The following is a 17,138-nucleotide window of genomic DNA, read 5'->3' as shown; positions in this document are numbered from 1 at the left end:
GGGGAGTCTAGAACAGCGGCAACCTATCGTCCTGGATCAGAATCTCCAGCTTGTCGGAGACATCCTGCGTCCACGCCCGGTGTCCTGTCAAAGCCGCCGGGAAAAGTCCAGGAAGGGTGAAGAGTGCCGCCGAAATCGCCAGGCCGGTGCGCGGGACATTGGCGATGAGGGCGGCGATCTCAGCCGCACGGGGATCGCGCAACTCATAGCGCTCGCCGTTGCCGTGCTGGCCGATCGCATAGCGCATCCACGCCGCAACGGCGATCGCATAGGTCTCCGCCCGGTCGCCATGCGAAAGCGCCTCGCATGCCGGTTCCAGCAGCCGCTGCGGCAGTTTCTGGGTGCCGTCCATGGCGATCTGATAGGTGCGATGGGCGATCGCCTTGTTTGCAAAGCGTGCTATCAATTCATTGGCGTAGGCATCGAGATCGATGCCGGGAACCGCATCGAGCGTTCTCGCGGCCGCATGCATGTGGCGGTAGGCGAGAGCCGCCAGGCCGGTATCGTCCATCACGTCGCGGATGAATTCATAGCCGCCGATATAACCGAGATAGGCAAGCAACGAATGCGCGCCGTTCAGCATCCTGAGCTTCATCTTCTCGTAGGCCGAGACCTCCTCGACCATCAGCGCGCCGCGCACCTTTTCCCAGGCCGGCCGGCCATTGGCGAAATGATCTTCGATGACCCATTGCGTGAAGGGTTCGGTCTCGATCGCCGCCATATCCGTGCGGCCCGTCAGCCGCTCGGCATCGGCATAGGTCGCCTCGGTGCTGGCCGGCGTGATGCGGTCGACCATCGTGGAGGGGAAGGGCACATTCGCTTCGATCCAGCGATGCAGGTCGGGATCGAGGCGGGAGGTGAATTCCAGCACCAGGCGCTTCAGCACGGCGCCGTTGCTCGGCAGATTGTCGCAGCTGAGCGGCGTGAAGGGCGCGATGCCCTTCTGCCGGCGGCGGGCAAGGCCTTCGACGAGATAGCCGATGACGCCGCGCGGCGCATGCCGGTTGGCAAGATCGGCGACGATATCGGGATGTTTGAGGTCGAGACCGCCGGTTGCGGGATCGAAACCATAGGCCTTTTCCGTTACCGTCATGCTGACGATGCGGATATCGGGGTCTTCGAGCCGCGCCAGCAGGCCGGCCGGATCGCGCGGCGCCACATGCGCCTTCAGGATCGAGCCGACCACCTCAGCCGTCGTGCCTGAGGTATCGCGGATCAGCACCGTATAGAGCCCGTTCTGGGCGCTCAGATTATCCGCGACATCGGGCGTGCGCAGACTTGCCACCTCGATGCCCCAATCGCCGCCGGCGGCGGAGAGCGCATCATCCGTGAAGGGTGCAAAATGGGCGCGGAAGAAAGCGCCCGGCCCGAGATGCAGGATGCCGCTTTTCAGCCGGCTGCGGTCATAGGCGGGAAGCTTCGCCGTCGGGGCGAGGCCGGAAAGGGTCTGCAGTCGTTCGCTCACAGTTTGTAGGCCTTCTTCGCATTGCCATAGGAGAGTTCGCCTGCGACGATCTCGGCTTCCCTCTTGGAAATCCGGTGCTCGGCGGCGAGCTGGGCCAGAAAGCGGCAGACTTCGCGGCGCCAGACGTCATGCCGCGCCGGGATCGAAAGCAGCGCGCGCGTATCGTCGTTGAAACCCGCCATATTGGCAAAGCCCGCCGTCTCCACCACCTGGTCGAGGTAACGCCGGATGCCGTTCGGGCTATCGTGGAACCACCAGGGCGGGCCGATCATCAGGCAGGGCCAATGGCCGACCATCGGCGCCATCTCGCGCGCATATGTCGTCTCGTCGAGCGTGAACAGCAGCACCCTGAGCCCGGGCGCATGGCCGTATTTGGAAAGCAGCGCATTCAGGCCGCCGACCCAGTCCGTGCGTGTCGGGATATCGGCGCCCATATTGGGGCCGCGCGTCGCAAAGAGCCCGCTGTCGGTATTGCGTCGTGAACCGGCGTGGATCTGCATCACCATGCCGTCTTCGGCCGAAAGCCCGGCCATCTCCGTCATCATCTGGCCGCGGAAAAGCTCGGCGTCGGCAGCCGAAAGCGGACCCTTCAGGGCCTTGTCGAGCAGCGCCTGTTTTTCCACAAGCGGCAGATCCGATGTAAAGGCTGTGGGCACGCCGTGATCGGTCGCGGTGGCGCCGAACTGGCGGAAATAGGCGCGTCGGCGCCGATGCGCCTCGATCAGGCCGTCCCAGCGCGTCACCTCAGTGCCGGTGATCTCCCCGAACTTGACGAGATTGTCGCGAAAGCCGAAGGCGTCGGGATCGGTGACGCTATCCGGCCTGTAGGTGGTGCGCACCTTGCCGATCCAGCCGTCCGCTGCCATCTTCTGGTGATGCGCCAGCGGGTCGAGCGCGCCTTCGGTCGTCGCGATCGTTTCGATACCGAATCGCTGATGCAGCGCCCGCGGGCGGAATTCGGGAAGGGCAAGCTGAGCATTGATGTGGTCGTAGAGCGCATCGGCATTGTCCGATGTCAGCGGCTCGGTGCAGCCGAGCACCGCCGACATCGCGTGGTCGACCCAGATGCTCGAAGGTGTCCCGCGGAAGAGATGGTAATGCGCGGCAAAGCTCCGCCAGATCGCCCGCCCCTGCGCCACCGGCTTGCCGTCGAGCCGCGGCACGCCGAGTTCGTCCAATGTGACACCGACGCTGTGCAGCATTCGGAAGAGATAGTGATCGGGAATGACCAGCAGCGAGGCTGCGTCTTCGAAGGGCTTGTCGTCGGCGAACCAGGAGGGTTCGGTGTGCCCGTGCGGGCTGACGATCGGAAGATTGCGCACCGTCTCGTAGAGGTCTCGCGCGATGGTCCGTGTTGCCGGATCGGCCGGAAAAAGCCGGTCCGGATGAAGAAAGCCGTTTCCTGCATCCATCAGTATTCCTCCCTGGTGGATAAGGGCCTACCCCACAACATCAGGCACGGCAAGGTCTTTTAGTAACCAAACGGTTCAGTTTTGCGCATGGCTGCATTGGGCATGGAAAGCATTGACGAGGTGGCCTATTTCCGCTTTGGGAGGGTCATCTGTTCTGCCGGTTTCGGCAAAGGAGGATCGATGTCCGACGAGACGAACCGCATCACCCGGCTGGAAGAAATGCTGGCTTACCAGGCAAAGACGATCGAAGAGCTTTCCGATCAGCTTGCCGAGCAATGGAAGACGGTGGAGCAGATGCGCACCAAGCTAGACCGGCTGGCCGAACGTTTCCTGTCGCTGGAGGAGCAGTCGCTGGAAGCGCCTGGGATTACCCGTCCGCCGCATTATTGACGACACGCGGCTACTGCATAATTCCTTAAATCGGCATCGATTTAAGGATAAAATTATGCAGCAATTCAAAGTGTTACAGCGTCCTTTGCGCGTCTGAAAAGACGCGCGGCGCTGTAATGCCGCGTGTCCCGGTGCTTTCTGTATCGTGGCTGACGGATCAGACGCCGCCGATGCAGAGATATTTCATTTCCAGATAGTCGTCGGCGCCGTGGCGCGAGCCTTCGCGGCCGAGGCCGGATTGCTTGATGCCGCCGAAAGGCGCCGTCTCGGACGACATCAGGCCGGTATTGATGCCGATCATGCCGTACTCAAGTGCTTCCGCCACCCGCCAGACCTTCTTCAGGTCGCCGGCATAGAAATAGGCGGCAAGGCCGAATTCCGTATCATTGGCCTCAGCGATGACGTCCTCGACCGTCTCGAAGCGGAAGAGCGGCGCCACCGGTCCGAAGGTTTCCTCGCGCGCCACCTTCATGCCGCGCGCAACGCCGGTCAGCACCGTCGGCGCAAAGAAGGTGCCGGCGCCCTCGATACGCTTGCCGCCGATCAGCACTTTGGCGCCCTTGGCAAGCGCGTCGCTGACATGGTCTTCCACCTTGGCAAGGCCCTGTTCATCGATCAGCGGCCCGATCGCGACACCCGGCTCGAAGCCGTCGCCGACCGGCATTTCGGCGACCTTGGCGGCCAGCTTGGCGGCGAAGGCATCATAGACGTTCGACTGGACGTAGAGGCGGTTGGCGCAGACACAGGTCTGGCCGGCATTGCGGTATTTGGAGGCGATCGCACCCTCGACGGCGGCGTCGAGATCGGCATCGTCGAAGACGATGAACGGCGCGTTGCCGCCGAGCTCCAGGCTGACCTTCTTGATCTGGTCGGCGCATTGCCGCATCAGGATGCGGCCGACCTCCGTCGAGCCGGTGAAGCTGATCTTGCGCACCTTTTCGTTGCCGCAGAGCTCGCGGCCGATCGCCGGGCCGTCGACGCCGACGATAACGTTGAAGACGCCTGGGGGAATGCCGGCCTGCTCGGCGAGCACGGCAAGGGCGATCGCCGTCAGCGGCGTCTGCTCGGCCGGCTTCGACACTGCGGTGCAGCCGACGGCAAGTGCCGGCGCGATCTTGCGGGCAATCATCGCCGCCGGGAAATTCCACGGCGTGATCGTGCCGACGACGCCGACCGGCTGCCGGATGACGATCATGCGCTTGTCTTGGGAAGGTGCGGGAATCGTCTCGCCGTAGATGCGCTTGGCCTCTTCCGCATACCATTCAATATAGGCCGCCGCATAAAGGATCTCGCCGCGCGCTTCCGGGAACGGCTTGCCCATTTCTGCGGTGAGGATCGCCGCGAGCTCGTCGGCATTGGCGACCATCAGGTCGAACCATTTGCGCAAGAGCGTGCTGCGCTCCTTGGCCGGACGGGCAGCCCAGGCCGGCTGGGCGGCATGCGCCGCATCGATCGCCGTCCGCGTCTCGCTCGCACCCATGTCGGGCAGCGAAGCGAGCAACTCGCCGGTCGCCGGGTTGAGCACGTCGAAAGTCTTCGTGGCATCGCCTGAGGTCCAGACGCCGTTGATATAGCCGGCATCGCGCAGCAAGGGCGAGGAGAAGGGAACGTGCCTGGTCAGTGCGGTGGTGAAAGTCATGTCATATCCTCCTGGGGAGTGCGGCTGCCGGTGGCCGGCAGCCATTGAAATCCGGTTCCGATAGGCTTAGCCGACCGCGCTCGCTTCCAGCATCGAAGCCTCGAGAATGTCGAGCGCCTCGCCGAGGATTTCGTCCTGGATGGTGATCGGCGCCAGGAAGCGGATGACGTTTCCGTGGGTGCCGCAGGTGAGCAGGATCAGGCCCTTGTCGAGGGCGATCAGCCGCACCCGGTTGGCGAAATCCGCGCTCGGCAATCCGGTCGTCCGGTCGTTGAATTCGACGGCATTCATGAAGCCCGGTCCGCGAATATCGACGATTTCGGGCACCGTCTCGCGCAGCGATTCCAGTCGCTGCTTCAGCCGCCCGCCGAGCTGGTTGGCGCGGTTGCAGAGATCCTCGTCCTTGATGACGTCGAGCACGGCATGGGCGGCTGCGATCCCCAGCGGATTGCCGCCATAGGTACCGCCGAGCCCGCCCGGTCCCGGCGCATCCATGATGGCGGCGCGGCCGGTGACGGCGGCAAGCGGAAAGCCGCCGGCGAGACTCTTTGCCATCGTCGTCAGGTCGGGCGCCACCTCGTGATGATCCATGGCGAACATCCTGCCGGTGCGGGCAAAACCGGTCTGCACCTCATCGGCGATCAGCAGGATGCCGTGCTGGTCGCAGAGTTCGCGCAGCGCCTTCATGAAGGCGGCGGGCGCCGGGTAGAAGCCGCCTTCGCCCTGGACCGGCTCGATGATGATGGCCGCGACGCGCTGCGGATCGACATCGGCGGCGAAGAGCTTCTTCAGCGCCGCCAGCGACTGGTCTGTAGTGACGCCGTGCAGCTCGACGGGGAAGGGAATGTGGAAGACATCGCCCGGCATCGCGCCGAAGCCGACCTTGTAAGGCACGACCTTGCCGGTCAGAGCCATGCCCATGAAGGTGCGGCCGTGGAAGCCGCCGCCGAAGGCGATGACGGCAGAGCGGCCGGTTGCGGCCCGCGCGATCTTGACGGCATTCTCGACCGCTTCGGCGCCTGTCGTGACGAAGATCGTCTTCTTCTCGAAGTTGCCCGGCACCAGTGTGTTCAGCCGTTCGGCGAGATGCACGTAGCTTTCGTAGGGCACCACCTGATGGCAGGTATGGGTGAAGCGGTCGAGCTGCTCCTTGACTGCCGCGATCACCCGGGGATGGCGGTGGCCGGTGTTGAGGACGGCGATGCCGGCGGCGAAATCGATGTAGCGGCGGCCTTCCTTATCCCAGATCTCGGCGTTCTCTGCACGATCGGCATAGATCTGGGTCGTCATGCCGACGCCGCGTGAAATGGCTGCGTTCTTCCGGTCCGTAAGGCTTGTCGCGGTCATCGATGCGCTCCTGCGCTGAAAAGGGGCTTGAGAACTATCTTGCATAAATTCTGCAAGACATGTAGAAAACTCCTACATTTTTCCTGCAAGAAAACAAGTGGGATTTTTTGCTTCAAACATCACGCCTTTTAATGAATGCTCGCGGGCGATTGGAATCAGGGATATTTCGGATGGGTGACAACGGACCTGTGCGCTACAAGGTGGCGGAGGCCGCGCGGCTGGCGGGCGTTTCGGCCTCGACCTTGCGCCTCTGGGAAAGCCAGGGTCTGCTGGTTCCCGGCCGTTCGCAAACCGGCCATCGGCAATACAGCGCCGACGATGTGGCGCGGCTGAAGCGCATCTCCTGGTATCGTGTCGAACGTGGCCTCAATCCCGCGGCAATCCGGGAGGCGCTGGAGAGCGAGGAACCTTCCGCCGATGGCGCCGAGGCGAGCCAGGATTCCGGCATCGGCCGCAAGCTGCGCAGCCTGCGCCATGCGAGCGGCAAGACTCTCGATCAGGTCGCCGGCGACATCGGCGTCACCGCATCGACGCTCTCGACGCTGGAGCGCACCTCGCAGGGCGTCAGCTTCAAGACGCTGCACGATCTCGCCGAATATTACGGCACCACCGTCTCGCGCCTCTCGGGCGAGGAGCGCGCGGACGTGCCGACGCTGGTGCGCGCCGGCGAATGGCGGACATGGCCGGAAACGACGCCCGGCGTCACGGTGCAGCTCCTCGCCGAAGGCCGCAGGATGATGGACTGCCATCGTTTCGTGCTGGCGCCCGGTGCCGCCAGCGAAGGCGCCTATCGCCACGAGGGCGAAGAATTCATGCATGTCCTGTCCGGCCGGCTCGAACTGGTGCTCGACAGCGATCAGTTCTTCGATCTTGGCCAGGGCGATTCACTTTATTTCGAAAGCCGACGTTACCATTCTTGGCGTAATCGCCATGATGGTGAAACCGTGATTCTCTGGATCAACACGCCGCCGACATTCTGACCGCTGCACGAAGCGGAGATTGAAGATCAAAAGAGTAGAGCGTCGTTTGTGCGTCCGAGAGGACGGGACGGCTCTGCGGCAGGAAAGCGGTTTCGCATTCTGCACCTTTGCGCTATAGCGCTGCTGCATAATTGCTTAAATCGGCATCGATTTAAGGATAAATTATACAGCCATTCAAAGCGCTACAGCGTCCTTTGCGCGTCTGAAAAGACGCATCGCGCTGTAGAGGATGCATTCGAACGAAAGATTGTCTCATGGCGGCCACCATACGTTATCACGAAGGCGATATTTCCGTGGCCGATGCCGCCCGCTACACTGGCGCGGTCGCGATCGACACCGAAACGCTCGGCCTGGTGCCGCGCCGCGATCGGCTCTGCGTCGTCCAGCTTTCGCCGGGTGACGGCACTGCCGACGTTATCCGTATTGCTGCCGGCCAGAAGCAGGCTCCCAATCTCGTCGCTCTGCTCGAAGACCCCACCCATCAGAAGATCTTTCATTACGGCCGTTTCGATATTGCCGTGCTATTCCATACTTTCGGCGTCACGACGAACCCGGTTTTCTGCACCAAGATCGCCTCGCGCCTGAGCCGGACCTATACGGATCGCCACGGCCTCAAGGACAATCTCAAGGAGATGCTCGACGTCGATATCTCCAAGACGCAGCAATCTTCCGATTGGGCGGCCGCGACGCTGTCCCCGGCCCAGCTCGAATATGCCGCTTCCGATGTGCTTTATCTGCACGCGTTGCGCGACAAGCTGACGGAACGCCTGATCCGCGACGGCCGCTTCGACCATGCGACGGCCTGCTTCGCATTCCTGCCGACCCGCGCCAAGCTCGACCTGCTCGGCTGGGAAGAGGCCGATATCTTCGCTCATAGCTGAGCGATTCATTCTTCGACAGGTGACCAAGGACCGTGGGCATGTTTGCCTGCGGCCGTTATCGATTCGTTAACGCCTCTTTCCTAAAATTCCAGTTAATATTTATGCATTCGATGACGCGAGAATGCGTCATGCGGACAGGAGGATCTGCTGGGATGCAAGGGGACCGGATGAGCGCGGTCCTTTTATAGAGCCTGCTTTCATCGTCACTTTGCGAAAGGAGCATGCCATGTTGACTCCCGTTCGTGCAGCGTCCAATGCAAGCTTTTCGTCCCAAGGCCAGACTGCGGCGATCGTCGCCGGTGGTCTCGGTCGTTCAGTGATTGCCCCCGCGCCTGTCAACGCCGTCGAAGCGGCTGATCTCAATTCCGCCATTGCCGGCAAGCTCAATATTCTGCTTCTGGCCGCGCGCGAGCGTATGGTCGAAGCGCTTTTCGATGTCATCGATGCGGCAGGCCGCTCGATCTCGCTGGATCGGGGCGAGGACGAGACCAATCTTGCCTTTGCCTCCCGGCTTGCCGATGCCATCCGGCGGCTGCCGGCTGTCAGGATCGACGAGGTCGAGCGCCAGCTGACCGATGAGGGCCATAGCCTGCCGTTGCGGATGATCGCCGAAGCCCTGAAGAACCCGGCAGGCCCGGAAGCAGCCCGCATCGTCGCCTATCTGGAAATCATCCGCTACAAGGATCGCGACCTCGCCGCCCGCGCCGTCGTCCGCTCTTATGGCCAGAACGACGCTTCGCCGATGCGCGCCGAAACCCGTCCCGAGATCCAGCTGCATGAGGACAGCCTGCCTGCCGCCATGCGCCAGCCTGCGGAAAAGGCGCCTGTGCAAGCCGATCCGCTGATCGAGGCCGCAACTTCGGCGACTGCCGAGGAAGCGGTCATCGCCGAAGCCGTGGAAGCTGCCGATCCGGAAACGCCGCAGGCTGCAAACCGGGCTCAGTCCGCCCCGGCGACGACAAGCGAGGTAGCACCGAAAAAATCGGCGCCGCAGGAGATCGAAGACCGGCAACCGCTGTCGACGAATGCCGCAGCGGCCGACGACGCGCAGGAAACGCCGGCGCCGCCTGCCATCCAACCCCACGCGACATCGGAAAAAGTCGATCCTGTCATTCCGAAGAACTGGACAGGCATTGTCGCCTCCATGACCGGAGAAGCCTCCGAGATGATCGCCACCATCATCCGCGAGCAGGACGTCGAAGCCCTGCTGGAGGATGTCCCCGTCGAGGCGGCGGTGGAGATCGATACGATCCTCGATGACGCCGTGATCAGCGATGCGACCGAGACCTTGACCCGGCAGCCGGCCGAATTCGTCGCTCCCGATGCTCGCCAATCCGCAGCGCTCCACCCCTCGCAGATGGATATCGAGAGCGCGGTCGCGGTCGCCCGTCAGCCGAAAGAAATCGCCGCGCAACCACAAATCATCCCGATGTCCGAGACCGTCGAGGCTTCCTATATGCCGCTGGCGGCAAAGATGCCGGAGGGGTTTGCCTATGCCCAGCTGCCTTACCAGTTCGCCAAGGATACGCCACCGAACGAGACGGCAGGCGAAACGCATCACCAGCATCAGCACCATCGCGACGACGCGTCCGAGGATCAGCAGCAGGCGCAGTCCGGTGGCGAGGATGCCGAGCCTGATGCCGAAGAAACCGAGGCAGCGCCCGGGCGAAGAACGCCAAGGATGATCGATGCCGAGCCGTCCGTTTATCAGGCAGGCACGGCTGCCGACCCGGTCTATGCGCTCTATCAGCGCATGGTCGGCTGGGAATAAGATTTCTATCGCCTGAAAATGAAGAACCCGCCGGATCGCTCCGGCGGGTTCTTCAATTCAGAGGCGGATGCGAGGCTTATTCGCCGCCGCGGTTCTTCAGGGCTGCGCCCAGGATGTCGCCGAGCGAAGCGCCGCTGTCGGACGAACCGAACTGGGCGACGGCTTCCTTCTCTTCCGCAATCTCCAGAGCCTTGATGGACAGCATGATCTTGCGGTCCTTCTTGGAGAAGTTGGTGACGCGGGCATCGAAGACCTGGCCGACCGAGAAGCGCTCGGGGCGCTGCTCGTCGCGGTCGCGAGCGAGGTCGGCGCGGCGGATGAAGGAAGTGATGTCCTCGTGGTTGACGAGCTTCACTTCGACGCCGCCGTCGTTGACTGCGATGACTTCGCAGGAAACGACTGCATTCTTGCGCAGGTCGCCCGATGCAGCGGCTTCGCCGACCGCATCCTTGCCGAGCTGCTTGATGCCGAGCGAGATGCGTTCCTTCTCGACATCGACGTCGAGAACGACGGCCTTGACGACGTCACCCTTGTTGAACTCCTCGATGACCTGTTCGCCCGGACGGTTCCAGTCGAGGTCGGAGAGGTGCACCATGCCGTCGACATCGCCGTCGAGGCCGATGAACAGGCCGAATTCGGTCTTGTTCTTGACTTCGCCTTCGACTTCAGTGCCGGCCGGATGGCTGCGGGCGAATGCTGCCCACGGATTTTCCAGCGTCTGCTTGAGGCCGAGCGAGATACGGCGCTTGGACGGATCGACTTCGAGAACGACGACTTCGACTTCCTGGCTGGTGGACAGGATCTTGCCGGGGTGAACGTTCTTCTTGGTCCAGGACATTTCCGAGATATGGATCAGGCCTTCGATGCCCGGCTCCAGCTCGACGAATGCACCGTAGTCGGTGATGTTCGTGACGGTACCGGAAATCTTCTTGCCTTCCGGATACTTGGCCTGGATGCCATCCCACGGATCGCTCTCGAGCTGCTTCATGCCGAGCGAGATACGGTGGGTTTCCTGGTTGATGCGGATGATCTGAACCTTGACCTGCTGGCCGATGTTCAGGATTTCCGACGGATGGTTCACACGGCGCCATGCCATGTCGGTGACGTGCAGCAGGCCGTCGATGCCGCCGAGGTCGACGAACGCACCGTAATCGGTGATGTTCTTGACGACGCCGTCGACAACCTGGCCTTCTTCGAGGTTCTGAACGATTTCAGAACGCTGTTCGGCACGGGATTCTTCCAGAACCGTACGGCGCGAAACCACGATGTTGCCGCGGCGCTTGTCCATCTTGAGGATTTCGAAGGGCTGCGGGTTGTGCATCAGCGGAGTGACGTCGCGGATCGGGCGGATATCGACCTGCGAACGCGGCAGGAAGGCGATCGCACCGTCGAGGTCGACCGTGAAGCCGCCCTTGACCTGGTTGAAGATCACGCCTTCGACGCGCTCGCCGGCTTCGAACTTGGCTTCGAGCTTGATCCAGCTTTCTTCGCGGCGAGCCTTCTCGCGCGATAGAACGGCTTCGCCAAGCGCGTTTTCGATGCGCTCGACATAAACTTCGACTTCGTCGCCGACCTTCAGCGAACCGTCCTTGGCGCGTGCGCCGAATTCCTTGAGCGCGATGCGGCCTTCAACCTTGAGGCCGACGTCGACAACGGCGACGTCCTTCTCGATGCCCGTGACGATGCCCTTGGTGACATAGCCTTCGGCCAGGTCGTTCTTGGCAAAGGACTCTTCGAGAAGAGCCGCGAAATCCTCGCGGGAGGGGGTAGCTACTGACATAAAATCTCCTGCGTGCCCTAAACGGAAGCGGACACGTATGCGCCGGTTGGTTTGCGTTGAACGGGCCTGAACCCAGTCCGCCCTCTCTCGAAGGCAATCCGGCGCTTGGACGGAATTTCAGGCTGCTGCATTAGAAGCGATCCGTGCTCAGAGCACGCAAAATCGCTTGAATTTAGGCATTTCGGCTCAAGACCGCATCGATGATCGATTGAGCGGCATGAAACGCGGCCTCTATACTCATTTCCGACGTATCAAGCAAGTGCGCATCGACCGCTGGTTTCAAAGGGCTGTCGGCCCGTCCCATGTCGCGTTCGTCGCGCCGCTTGACGTCCTCGAAAATCGCATCGAAATCCGCCGTCGCCCCCTTGCCGAGGATCTCGTCGTAGCGGCGTCTCGCGCGAACCTCGGGCGACGCCGTCACATAGAGCTTCACTGGCGCATTGGGGCAGACGACCGTGCCGATATCGCGCCCGTCGAGCACCGTCCCCGGCGCTTTCGCCGAAAACCGCCGCTGCGCCTCGACCAGCGCCCGGCGCACCGCCGGCATGACGGCAATCTTCGAGGCGGCTTCGCCGATCTCATGTTTGGAAAGTATATCGCGATCCAGTCCGGCGAGTTCAACCTCGCGCGCGATCTTTTCCGCCACCGCCTCGTCGTCGAGCGGCAGGCCGGCATCGAGCAGCGCCTTGGCCGTGGCGCGATAGGTGAGCCCGGTATCCAGATGATGGAAGCCGTATTGCTCGGCGATGCAGCGTGAAAGCGTGCCCTTGCCGGCAGCCGCCGGGCCATCGATGGCGATGATGAAAGTCTTGGTTGTCATGCGATCAATCCTGCGGCAGCGCATGGGAACGGCAAATGAGATCGTCTTTGCGGAAATGCGGGGCGTTGGTCCATCACTGCGGCACCTCCTCGATCTTTGCTCCAAGGCCGGCCATCAGCTGCATGAATTCCGGAAAGCTGGTCGCGATCATCGCCGCGTCGTCGATCGTCACAGCATGCTCCGATGCAAGCCCCAGAACAAGGAAGCTCATGGCGATGCGATGGTCGAGATGCGTGCTGACCCTGCTACCTCCAGCGCTGCCGAGGCCCTTGCCGTCCGGCCGGCCGCGGACGATCAGAAAATCCTTGCCTTCGTCGCAGTCGACGCCATTCAGCTTCAGGCCGTCGGCGACGGCGGAAAGGCGATCGGATTCCTTGACGCGCAGTTCCTCCAGCCCCTTCATCACGGTCGTGCCCTCGGCGAAACAGGCAGCAACCGCGAGGATGGGATATTCGTCGATCATCGACGGCGCCCGTTCTTCGGGAACGGCCACACCCTTCAACTCGGAATGGCGCACGCGCAAATCCGCCACGTCCTCGCCGCCGGCAAGACGCGCATTCAGCACCTCGATGTCGGCCCCCATCTCCTGCAGCGTCAGGATCAGCCCCGTGCGGGTCGGGTTCATCAGCACGTTGACGATGGTGATATCGGAGCCGGGCACGATCAGCGCCGCAACCAGTGGGAAGGCGGTGGAAGACGGATCGCCGGGAACGTCGATCACCTGGCCCGTCAGCCGGCCGCGGCCTTCGAGCCGGATCGTGCGGATGCCGTCCGCGTCGGTCTCGACGGCAAGGGCGGCGCCAAAGCCCTGCAGCATCTTTTCGGTATGGTCGCGCGTCATCACTGGCTCGATGACCGTGGTGGTGCCCGGCGTATTGAGACCGGCAAGCAGGACGGCCGATTTCACCTGGGCGGAGGCCATCGGCACGCGATAGCGGATCGGGCTTGGGCTTCCCGGGCCTCGCAGCGTCACCGGCAGCCTGTCGCCCGCCGATGCGCTGACCTGCACGCCCATGTCGCGCAGCGGATTGAGCACCCGGCCCATCGGCCGTTTCGAAAGTGAGGCGTCGCCGATGAAGGTGGAGTGAAAGTCGTAAGTGCCGACGAGGCCCATGGTCAGCCGCACCCCGGTGCCGGCATTGCCGAAATCGAGCGGCGCGTCAGGCGCAAGCAGCGCACCATTGCCGGTGCCCTCGATCACCCACTCTTCGCCTTGCTTGCGAATCCTGGCGCCCATCGCCTGCATCGCCCGGCCGGTATTGATCACATCCTCGCCTTCGAGCAGGCCGGTGATCCGCGTTTGCCCGGAAGCAAGCCCGCCGAACATGAAGGAACGATGCGAGATCGATTTATCGCCCGGAATGCGGACGCGGCCCGTAAGGCCGGCGGATTTGCGGGCGGTGGCGGGCCTGGGCGCAGAGCCGTGAAGCATGGCGCAATCCTTTGCAAACGCAGTCTATTTTTACAGCAGGACACGCTTGGCCGGTCGCAATCCTCGCCCGGTTCTGTGGCTGCCGCGGCTCGTTAACATAAACGCGCCGGGCGGTCATCCGTCGGCGCGGGGAAAACCCCGCAGGGCGTTCATAAAGTTTGGCTTTGACATGGGAAGCCACAGCGATTAAGGGGACCGGCTTATAAATTCCGATGGAACGCCGGCTTGATCGGCATTTGCCGAATCTCGAATTCGGTCATTCTCACGAGGCTTATAGTGGCGAAAGCGGAACTTGGAACCAAGCGTACCGATCCGGAAACCGGCAAGAAGTTTTATGATCTGAACCGGGATCCGATCGTCTCTCCTTATACCGGCAAGTCCTACCCTCTGTCCTTCTTCGAGGAAACCTCGGCGATCGCCGAAGTTGCCGAGGAAGACGAGGTGGCGGAAGTCGATACTGAAAACACCGAAGTCGAACTGGTTTCGCTTGAGGATGCCGATGACGCCGCCGGCGGCGACGACATCCCGGATATCGGCGATGACGATGTTGAAATCGAAGGCGACGACGACGACGATACCTTCCTGACGCCTGACGAAGACGATGATGATGATGACATGAGCGACATCATCGGCGTGACCGGCGACGACGACGAAGTTTGACGATTGCATTTCGGCCCGGCGAGGAAAAAATTCTCCGGGCCGGATTTTTTAGGCTTGCTATCTCCGGAAACCGGAAGTAATAAGCCGCCACTCCGCAGGGCACGCCCTGAGGAGCATCCCAGGACCGGCCCTGCGCCGGACCACCTTGATGGGGCTATAGCTCAGCTGGGAGAGCGCTTGCATGGCATGCAAGAGGTCAGCGGTTCGATCCCGCTTAGCTCCACCAAACTCGTTAGCCAATCGATCTTCAATGTAAAGCTGTGGCCCGTAGGGCTTTGTTCCATTCAACCGAATGAAACGGACCATCGAACCCTGGATCTAACAGCCAGGCTGCGGCTGACTCCCCTGGCAGGATCGAGGCTCCGGCCGATCGCCGATCTTCACGCGGCCTCTGGGCAGAAGTCCGAGAAGCCGAACATCGACGTCTGCAGTCCGTCGGGAAACAATATGCCGTTGAGGAGAGAGACGGCTTTCTCGCTTCGATGGCTGGCGAGCGAATAATAGATCGTTTGCGATTCGCGGCGCGCCTTGACGACCTGCTGACGTTTCAGCACGTTCAGATGGTGCGATAACGCCGACTGGCTGAGCCCGACACTTGTGGCGAGCTCCGTGGCTGAGATCTCACCCTTGGCCAGCCTCCGCAGCACCGATAAACGGCTGGCATTGGCGAGCGCGGAAAAATAGTCCGCCAGTTCACGGTCATTGACGATCATCGCCTGCCTCCTCTGGACACGAATGTACATTAGCGGCGCGCAAGACAGGCTCATTGACCTAACGCAAATCTCATAGCGAGAAGGCCGCGCTTGGCATGATGTATTCGCGGTATCCTTGGTGCCGTCAAAATGCACTGAGGGTCAGCGCGGCCGAGAACACCAGCAGGGTTGCGGATCCGCATCGCCGGGCCAGCAACGGCATTTCCTTTTCGCTTCCAAGAACAATTCTGCCTGTCGACAGCCAGATCAAGGATGCGAAAAGGACGACGAAGGCGAGCGCCGCGGTGGCGTCTATCCCAGACACCTCCTGCGCGGAGGGCATCATCGTAAGCCCGATGATAAGCGCCTTGGGATTCAACAGCGTCGTGATCGCCAACTGCCGTACTGTCACAACCTCGGTGGGACTGGATCCGGAGCCCCAGAGCCGTAGCGCGAGGTAGAATACCCAGGTTGCTGAGGCAAGCTTGACACCTTGCGCGACCAGAGGGTGCTGGTGGAGAAAAGGACCGGCCAGGCCGGACGCCGGAACGACAATGGCAAGATAGGCGGCGACCACCGTACCAAGCAGCATGATCGCGCGCCCGGCGGTCAGACCCTGAGAGGCCATCGCCAATATCGCGTTGGTCGGCCCAGGCAAAATGAGAAGCGCAAAAACGCCGGCTGCGAAAGGGAAGAGATGCACTGCTTTGGTCCCTCGGTTCCGTCCGCTTTTTGCACGGTCAGCCACGTCAGTCGTTGACAAAGATCACTCCGCGGCCGGAACATTCTCGTGGCCTGGCCGTTGGCATGAGCTAACTCTGAGGTGCCGCCATGCCTCGCATGATCAGCTTCATGCTCACTCGATTGGCCACGGGCTTTGCAATTGGATGCGCCACAGGATTCCTGGTCTGGCAGAACGGTTTTTTGTCTTCCAGCGCCGCGGCAGGCACTCTTGAGAATTACCTTGCCCAAGGGCTGTTCATGTATCTCTTCGCGAGCACAATAAGCATGGGCTACCTGGCCACAGCTCTTCTGCTGGAAGAGGAATAGCCGCTTGATCCCCATCAAAAGACCCCCGGCTTTTGTCGCGGTGTCCGATAGTTGCTGAGGATAGGTCCCCGCTCAGGCAACCATCCGCGCCAATGCACAGCGCGACCAGAGCGAATGCAGCGCCTCGACCAGATGGGCGATATCGGCATCGGAATGCAGCGGGGTCGGCGTGATGCGCAGCCGCTCGGTCTTCTTCGGCACCGTGGGGTAGTTGATCGGCTGGACATAGACGCCGCAATTGTCGAGCAGCAGATCGGAGATCCACTTGCACTTGGCCGCATCGCCGACCAGCACCGGCACGATATGGCTCGGATTGGGCATATGCGGAATGCCGCGCTGGTCGAGCAGCGCTCTCAGCTTGCGGACCCGGTCCTGATGGCGGGCGCGCTCGAACTGGCTGACCTTCAGATGCTGGATCGAGGCGACGGCGCCGGCGGCGAGCGCCGGCGGCAGCGCCGTGGTGAAGATGAAGCCGGAGGCGAACGAGCGGATGAAATCGCAAAGGGCCGTCGACGCGGCGATATAGCCGCCCATCACCCCGAAAGCCTTGCCGAGTGTGCCTTCGATGATCGTCAGCCGGTCCATCAGCCCTTCGCGCTCGGCAATGCCGCCGCCGCGCGGGCCGTACATGCCGACGCCATGCACTTCGTCGAGATAGGTCATCGCCCCGTATTTGTCGGCGAGGTCGCAGATCTCCCTGATCGGGGCGATGTCGCCGTCCATCGAATAGACGCTCTCGAAGGCGATCAGCTTCGGCGCCTTCGGATCGGCGGTCGCAAGCTTGGCTTCGAGATCGGCCACGTCATTGTGCTTCCAGAT

The 17,138-nt window shown here is 62.1% G+C and carries 16 protein-coding genes and 1 tRNA gene; 7 read left to right on the top strand and 10 right to left on the bottom strand.

Annotated features, from left to right (window positions below; genetic code table 11):
- Positions 1–7 precede the first annotated feature (7 nt).
- Both EEQ99_RS33335 and uxaC read right to left on the bottom strand, forming a co-directional pair.
- On the bottom strand, positions 8–1,465 hold the full coding sequence (locus tag EEQ99_RS33335; RefSeq protein ID WP_127431869.1) for a mannitol dehydrogenase family protein: 1,458 nt from the start codon (positions 1,463–1,465) through the stop codon (positions 8–10).
- Positions 1,462–2,877 (bottom strand): glucuronate isomerase, encoded by a 1,416-nt coding sequence (gene uxaC, locus EEQ99_RS33330; RefSeq protein WP_127431868.1) that lies wholly within the window; start codon positions 2,875–2,877, stop codon positions 1,462–1,464. Before uxaC ends, EEQ99_RS33335 begins: the two co-directional genes overlap by 4 nt.
- Before the next feature lie 180 nt (positions 2,878–3,057).
- On the opposite strand from uxaC, the gene EEQ99_RS33325 reads away from it, so the two are divergent.
- A complete protein-coding gene (locus tag EEQ99_RS33325; RefSeq protein ID WP_127431867.1) occupies positions 3,058–3,267 on the top strand; it encodes a SlyX family protein in 210 nt (69 codons plus the stop codon).
- Positions 3,268–3,424: 157 nt separating this feature from the next.
- Here EEQ99_RS33325 and EEQ99_RS33320 read toward each other — a convergent pair whose 3' ends face one another.
- Together EEQ99_RS33320 and EEQ99_RS33315 are read right to left on the bottom strand one after the other, a co-directional pair.
- Entirely contained in the window at positions 3,425–4,906 is a 1,482-nt protein-coding gene (locus EEQ99_RS33320; RefSeq protein ID WP_127431866.1) for an NAD-dependent succinate-semialdehyde dehydrogenase, read from the bottom strand.
- A 66-nt stretch (positions 4,907–4,972) separates the two neighbouring features.
- Positions 4,973–6,253: a 4-aminobutyrate--2-oxoglutarate transaminase gene (locus EEQ99_RS33315; protein ID WP_127431865.1), complete on the bottom strand. Its 1,281-nt coding sequence runs from the start codon at positions 6,251–6,253 to the stop codon at positions 4,973–4,975.
- Between the two features lie 170 nt (positions 6,254–6,423).
- Here EEQ99_RS33315 and EEQ99_RS33310 point away from each other — a divergent pair, with 170 nt between their 5' ends.
- The 3 genes from EEQ99_RS33310 (at position 6,424) to EEQ99_RS33300 (ending at position 9,885) form a co-directional block, all read left to right on the top strand.
- A complete protein-coding gene (locus tag EEQ99_RS33310; protein ID WP_028757151.1) occupies positions 6,424–7,233 on the top strand; it encodes a MerR family transcriptional regulator in 810 nt (269 codons plus the stop codon).
- Between the two features lie 254 nt (positions 7,234–7,487).
- Positions 7,488–8,114, top strand: a complete 627-nt coding sequence (locus tag EEQ99_RS33305) for a ribonuclease D (protein WP_127431864.1) — start codon at positions 7,488–7,490, stop codon at positions 8,112–8,114.
- 226 nt (positions 8,115–8,340) lie between these two features.
- Positions 8,341–9,885 (top strand): hypothetical protein, encoded by a 1,545-nt coding sequence (locus EEQ99_RS33300; RefSeq protein WP_028757149.1) that lies wholly within the window; start codon positions 8,341–8,343, stop codon positions 9,883–9,885.
- Positions 9,886–9,961: 76 nt separating this feature from the next.
- On the opposite strand, the gene rpsA is transcribed toward EEQ99_RS33300, so the two are convergent.
- From rpsA to aroA, 3 genes are all read right to left on the bottom strand, one after another.
- The gene (gene rpsA, locus EEQ99_RS33295) at positions 9,962–11,665 is read right to left on the bottom strand and encodes a 30S ribosomal protein S1 (protein WP_028757934.1); all 1,704 of its coding nucleotides are present in this window, start codon (positions 11,663–11,665) and stop codon (positions 9,962–9,964) included.
- Positions 11,666–11,837: 172 nt separating this feature from the next.
- Entirely contained in the window at positions 11,838–12,485 is a 648-nt protein-coding gene (cmk, locus tag EEQ99_RS33290) for a (d)CMP kinase (protein ID WP_047619846.1), read from the bottom strand.
- Positions 12,486–12,558: 73 nt separating this feature from the next.
- Entirely contained in the window at positions 12,559–13,917 is a 1,359-nt protein-coding gene (gene aroA / locus EEQ99_RS33285) for a 3-phosphoshikimate 1-carboxyvinyltransferase (protein ID WP_127431863.1), read from the bottom strand.
- A gap of 276 nt (positions 13,918–14,193) precedes the next feature.
- Between aroA and EEQ99_RS33275 the strand changes: the two genes are divergently transcribed.
- Positions 14,194–14,577 carry a TIGR02300 family protein gene (locus EEQ99_RS33275; protein WP_028757937.1) on the top strand — a complete coding sequence of 128 codons (384 nt, stop codon included), beginning with the start codon at positions 14,194–14,196 and terminating at the stop codon, positions 14,575–14,577.
- Positions 14,578–14,727: 150 nt separating this feature from the next.
- A tRNA-Ala gene (locus tag EEQ99_RS33270) sits at positions 14,728–14,803 on the top strand.
- A 154-nt stretch (positions 14,804–14,957) separates the two neighbouring features.
- Here the strand turns inward: EEQ99_RS33270 and EEQ99_RS33265 are convergent.
- Together EEQ99_RS33265 and EEQ99_RS33260 are read right to left on the bottom strand one after the other, a co-directional pair.
- Positions 14,958–15,290, bottom strand: coding sequence for an ArsR/SmtB family transcription factor (locus EEQ99_RS33265; RefSeq protein ID WP_028757144.1), 333 nt, complete (start codon positions 15,288–15,290; stop codon positions 14,958–14,960).
- Between the two features lie 124 nt (positions 15,291–15,414).
- Positions 15,415–15,972 (bottom strand): threonine transporter RhtB, encoded by a 558-nt coding sequence (locus tag EEQ99_RS33260; RefSeq protein WP_028757145.1) that lies wholly within the window; start codon positions 15,970–15,972, stop codon positions 15,415–15,417.
- Positions 15,973–16,100: 128 nt separating this feature from the next.
- Between EEQ99_RS33260 and EEQ99_RS33255 the strand changes: the two genes are divergently transcribed.
- A complete protein-coding gene (locus tag EEQ99_RS33255; RefSeq protein ID WP_028757940.1) occupies positions 16,101–16,319 on the top strand; it encodes a hypothetical protein in 219 nt (72 codons plus the stop codon).
- Positions 16,320–16,391: 72 nt separating this feature from the next.
- Here the strand turns inward: EEQ99_RS33255 and hemA are convergent.
- Positions 16,392–17,138: 5-aminolevulinate synthase (gene hemA / locus EEQ99_RS33250; RefSeq protein ID WP_127431862.1), on the bottom strand; the 747-nt coding region annotated here is incomplete at its 5' end.

Origin of the sequence: Rhizobium anhuiense (genome assembly GCF_003985145.1) — a bacterium.
In the GTDB taxonomy this organism is placed as follows: Bacteria; Pseudomonadota; Alphaproteobacteria; order Rhizobiales; family Rhizobiaceae; genus Rhizobium; species Rhizobium anhuiense.
The sequence above is the reverse complement of the archived record's forward strand: the minus strand, read 5'-3'. Positions and strand labels throughout refer to the sequence as shown.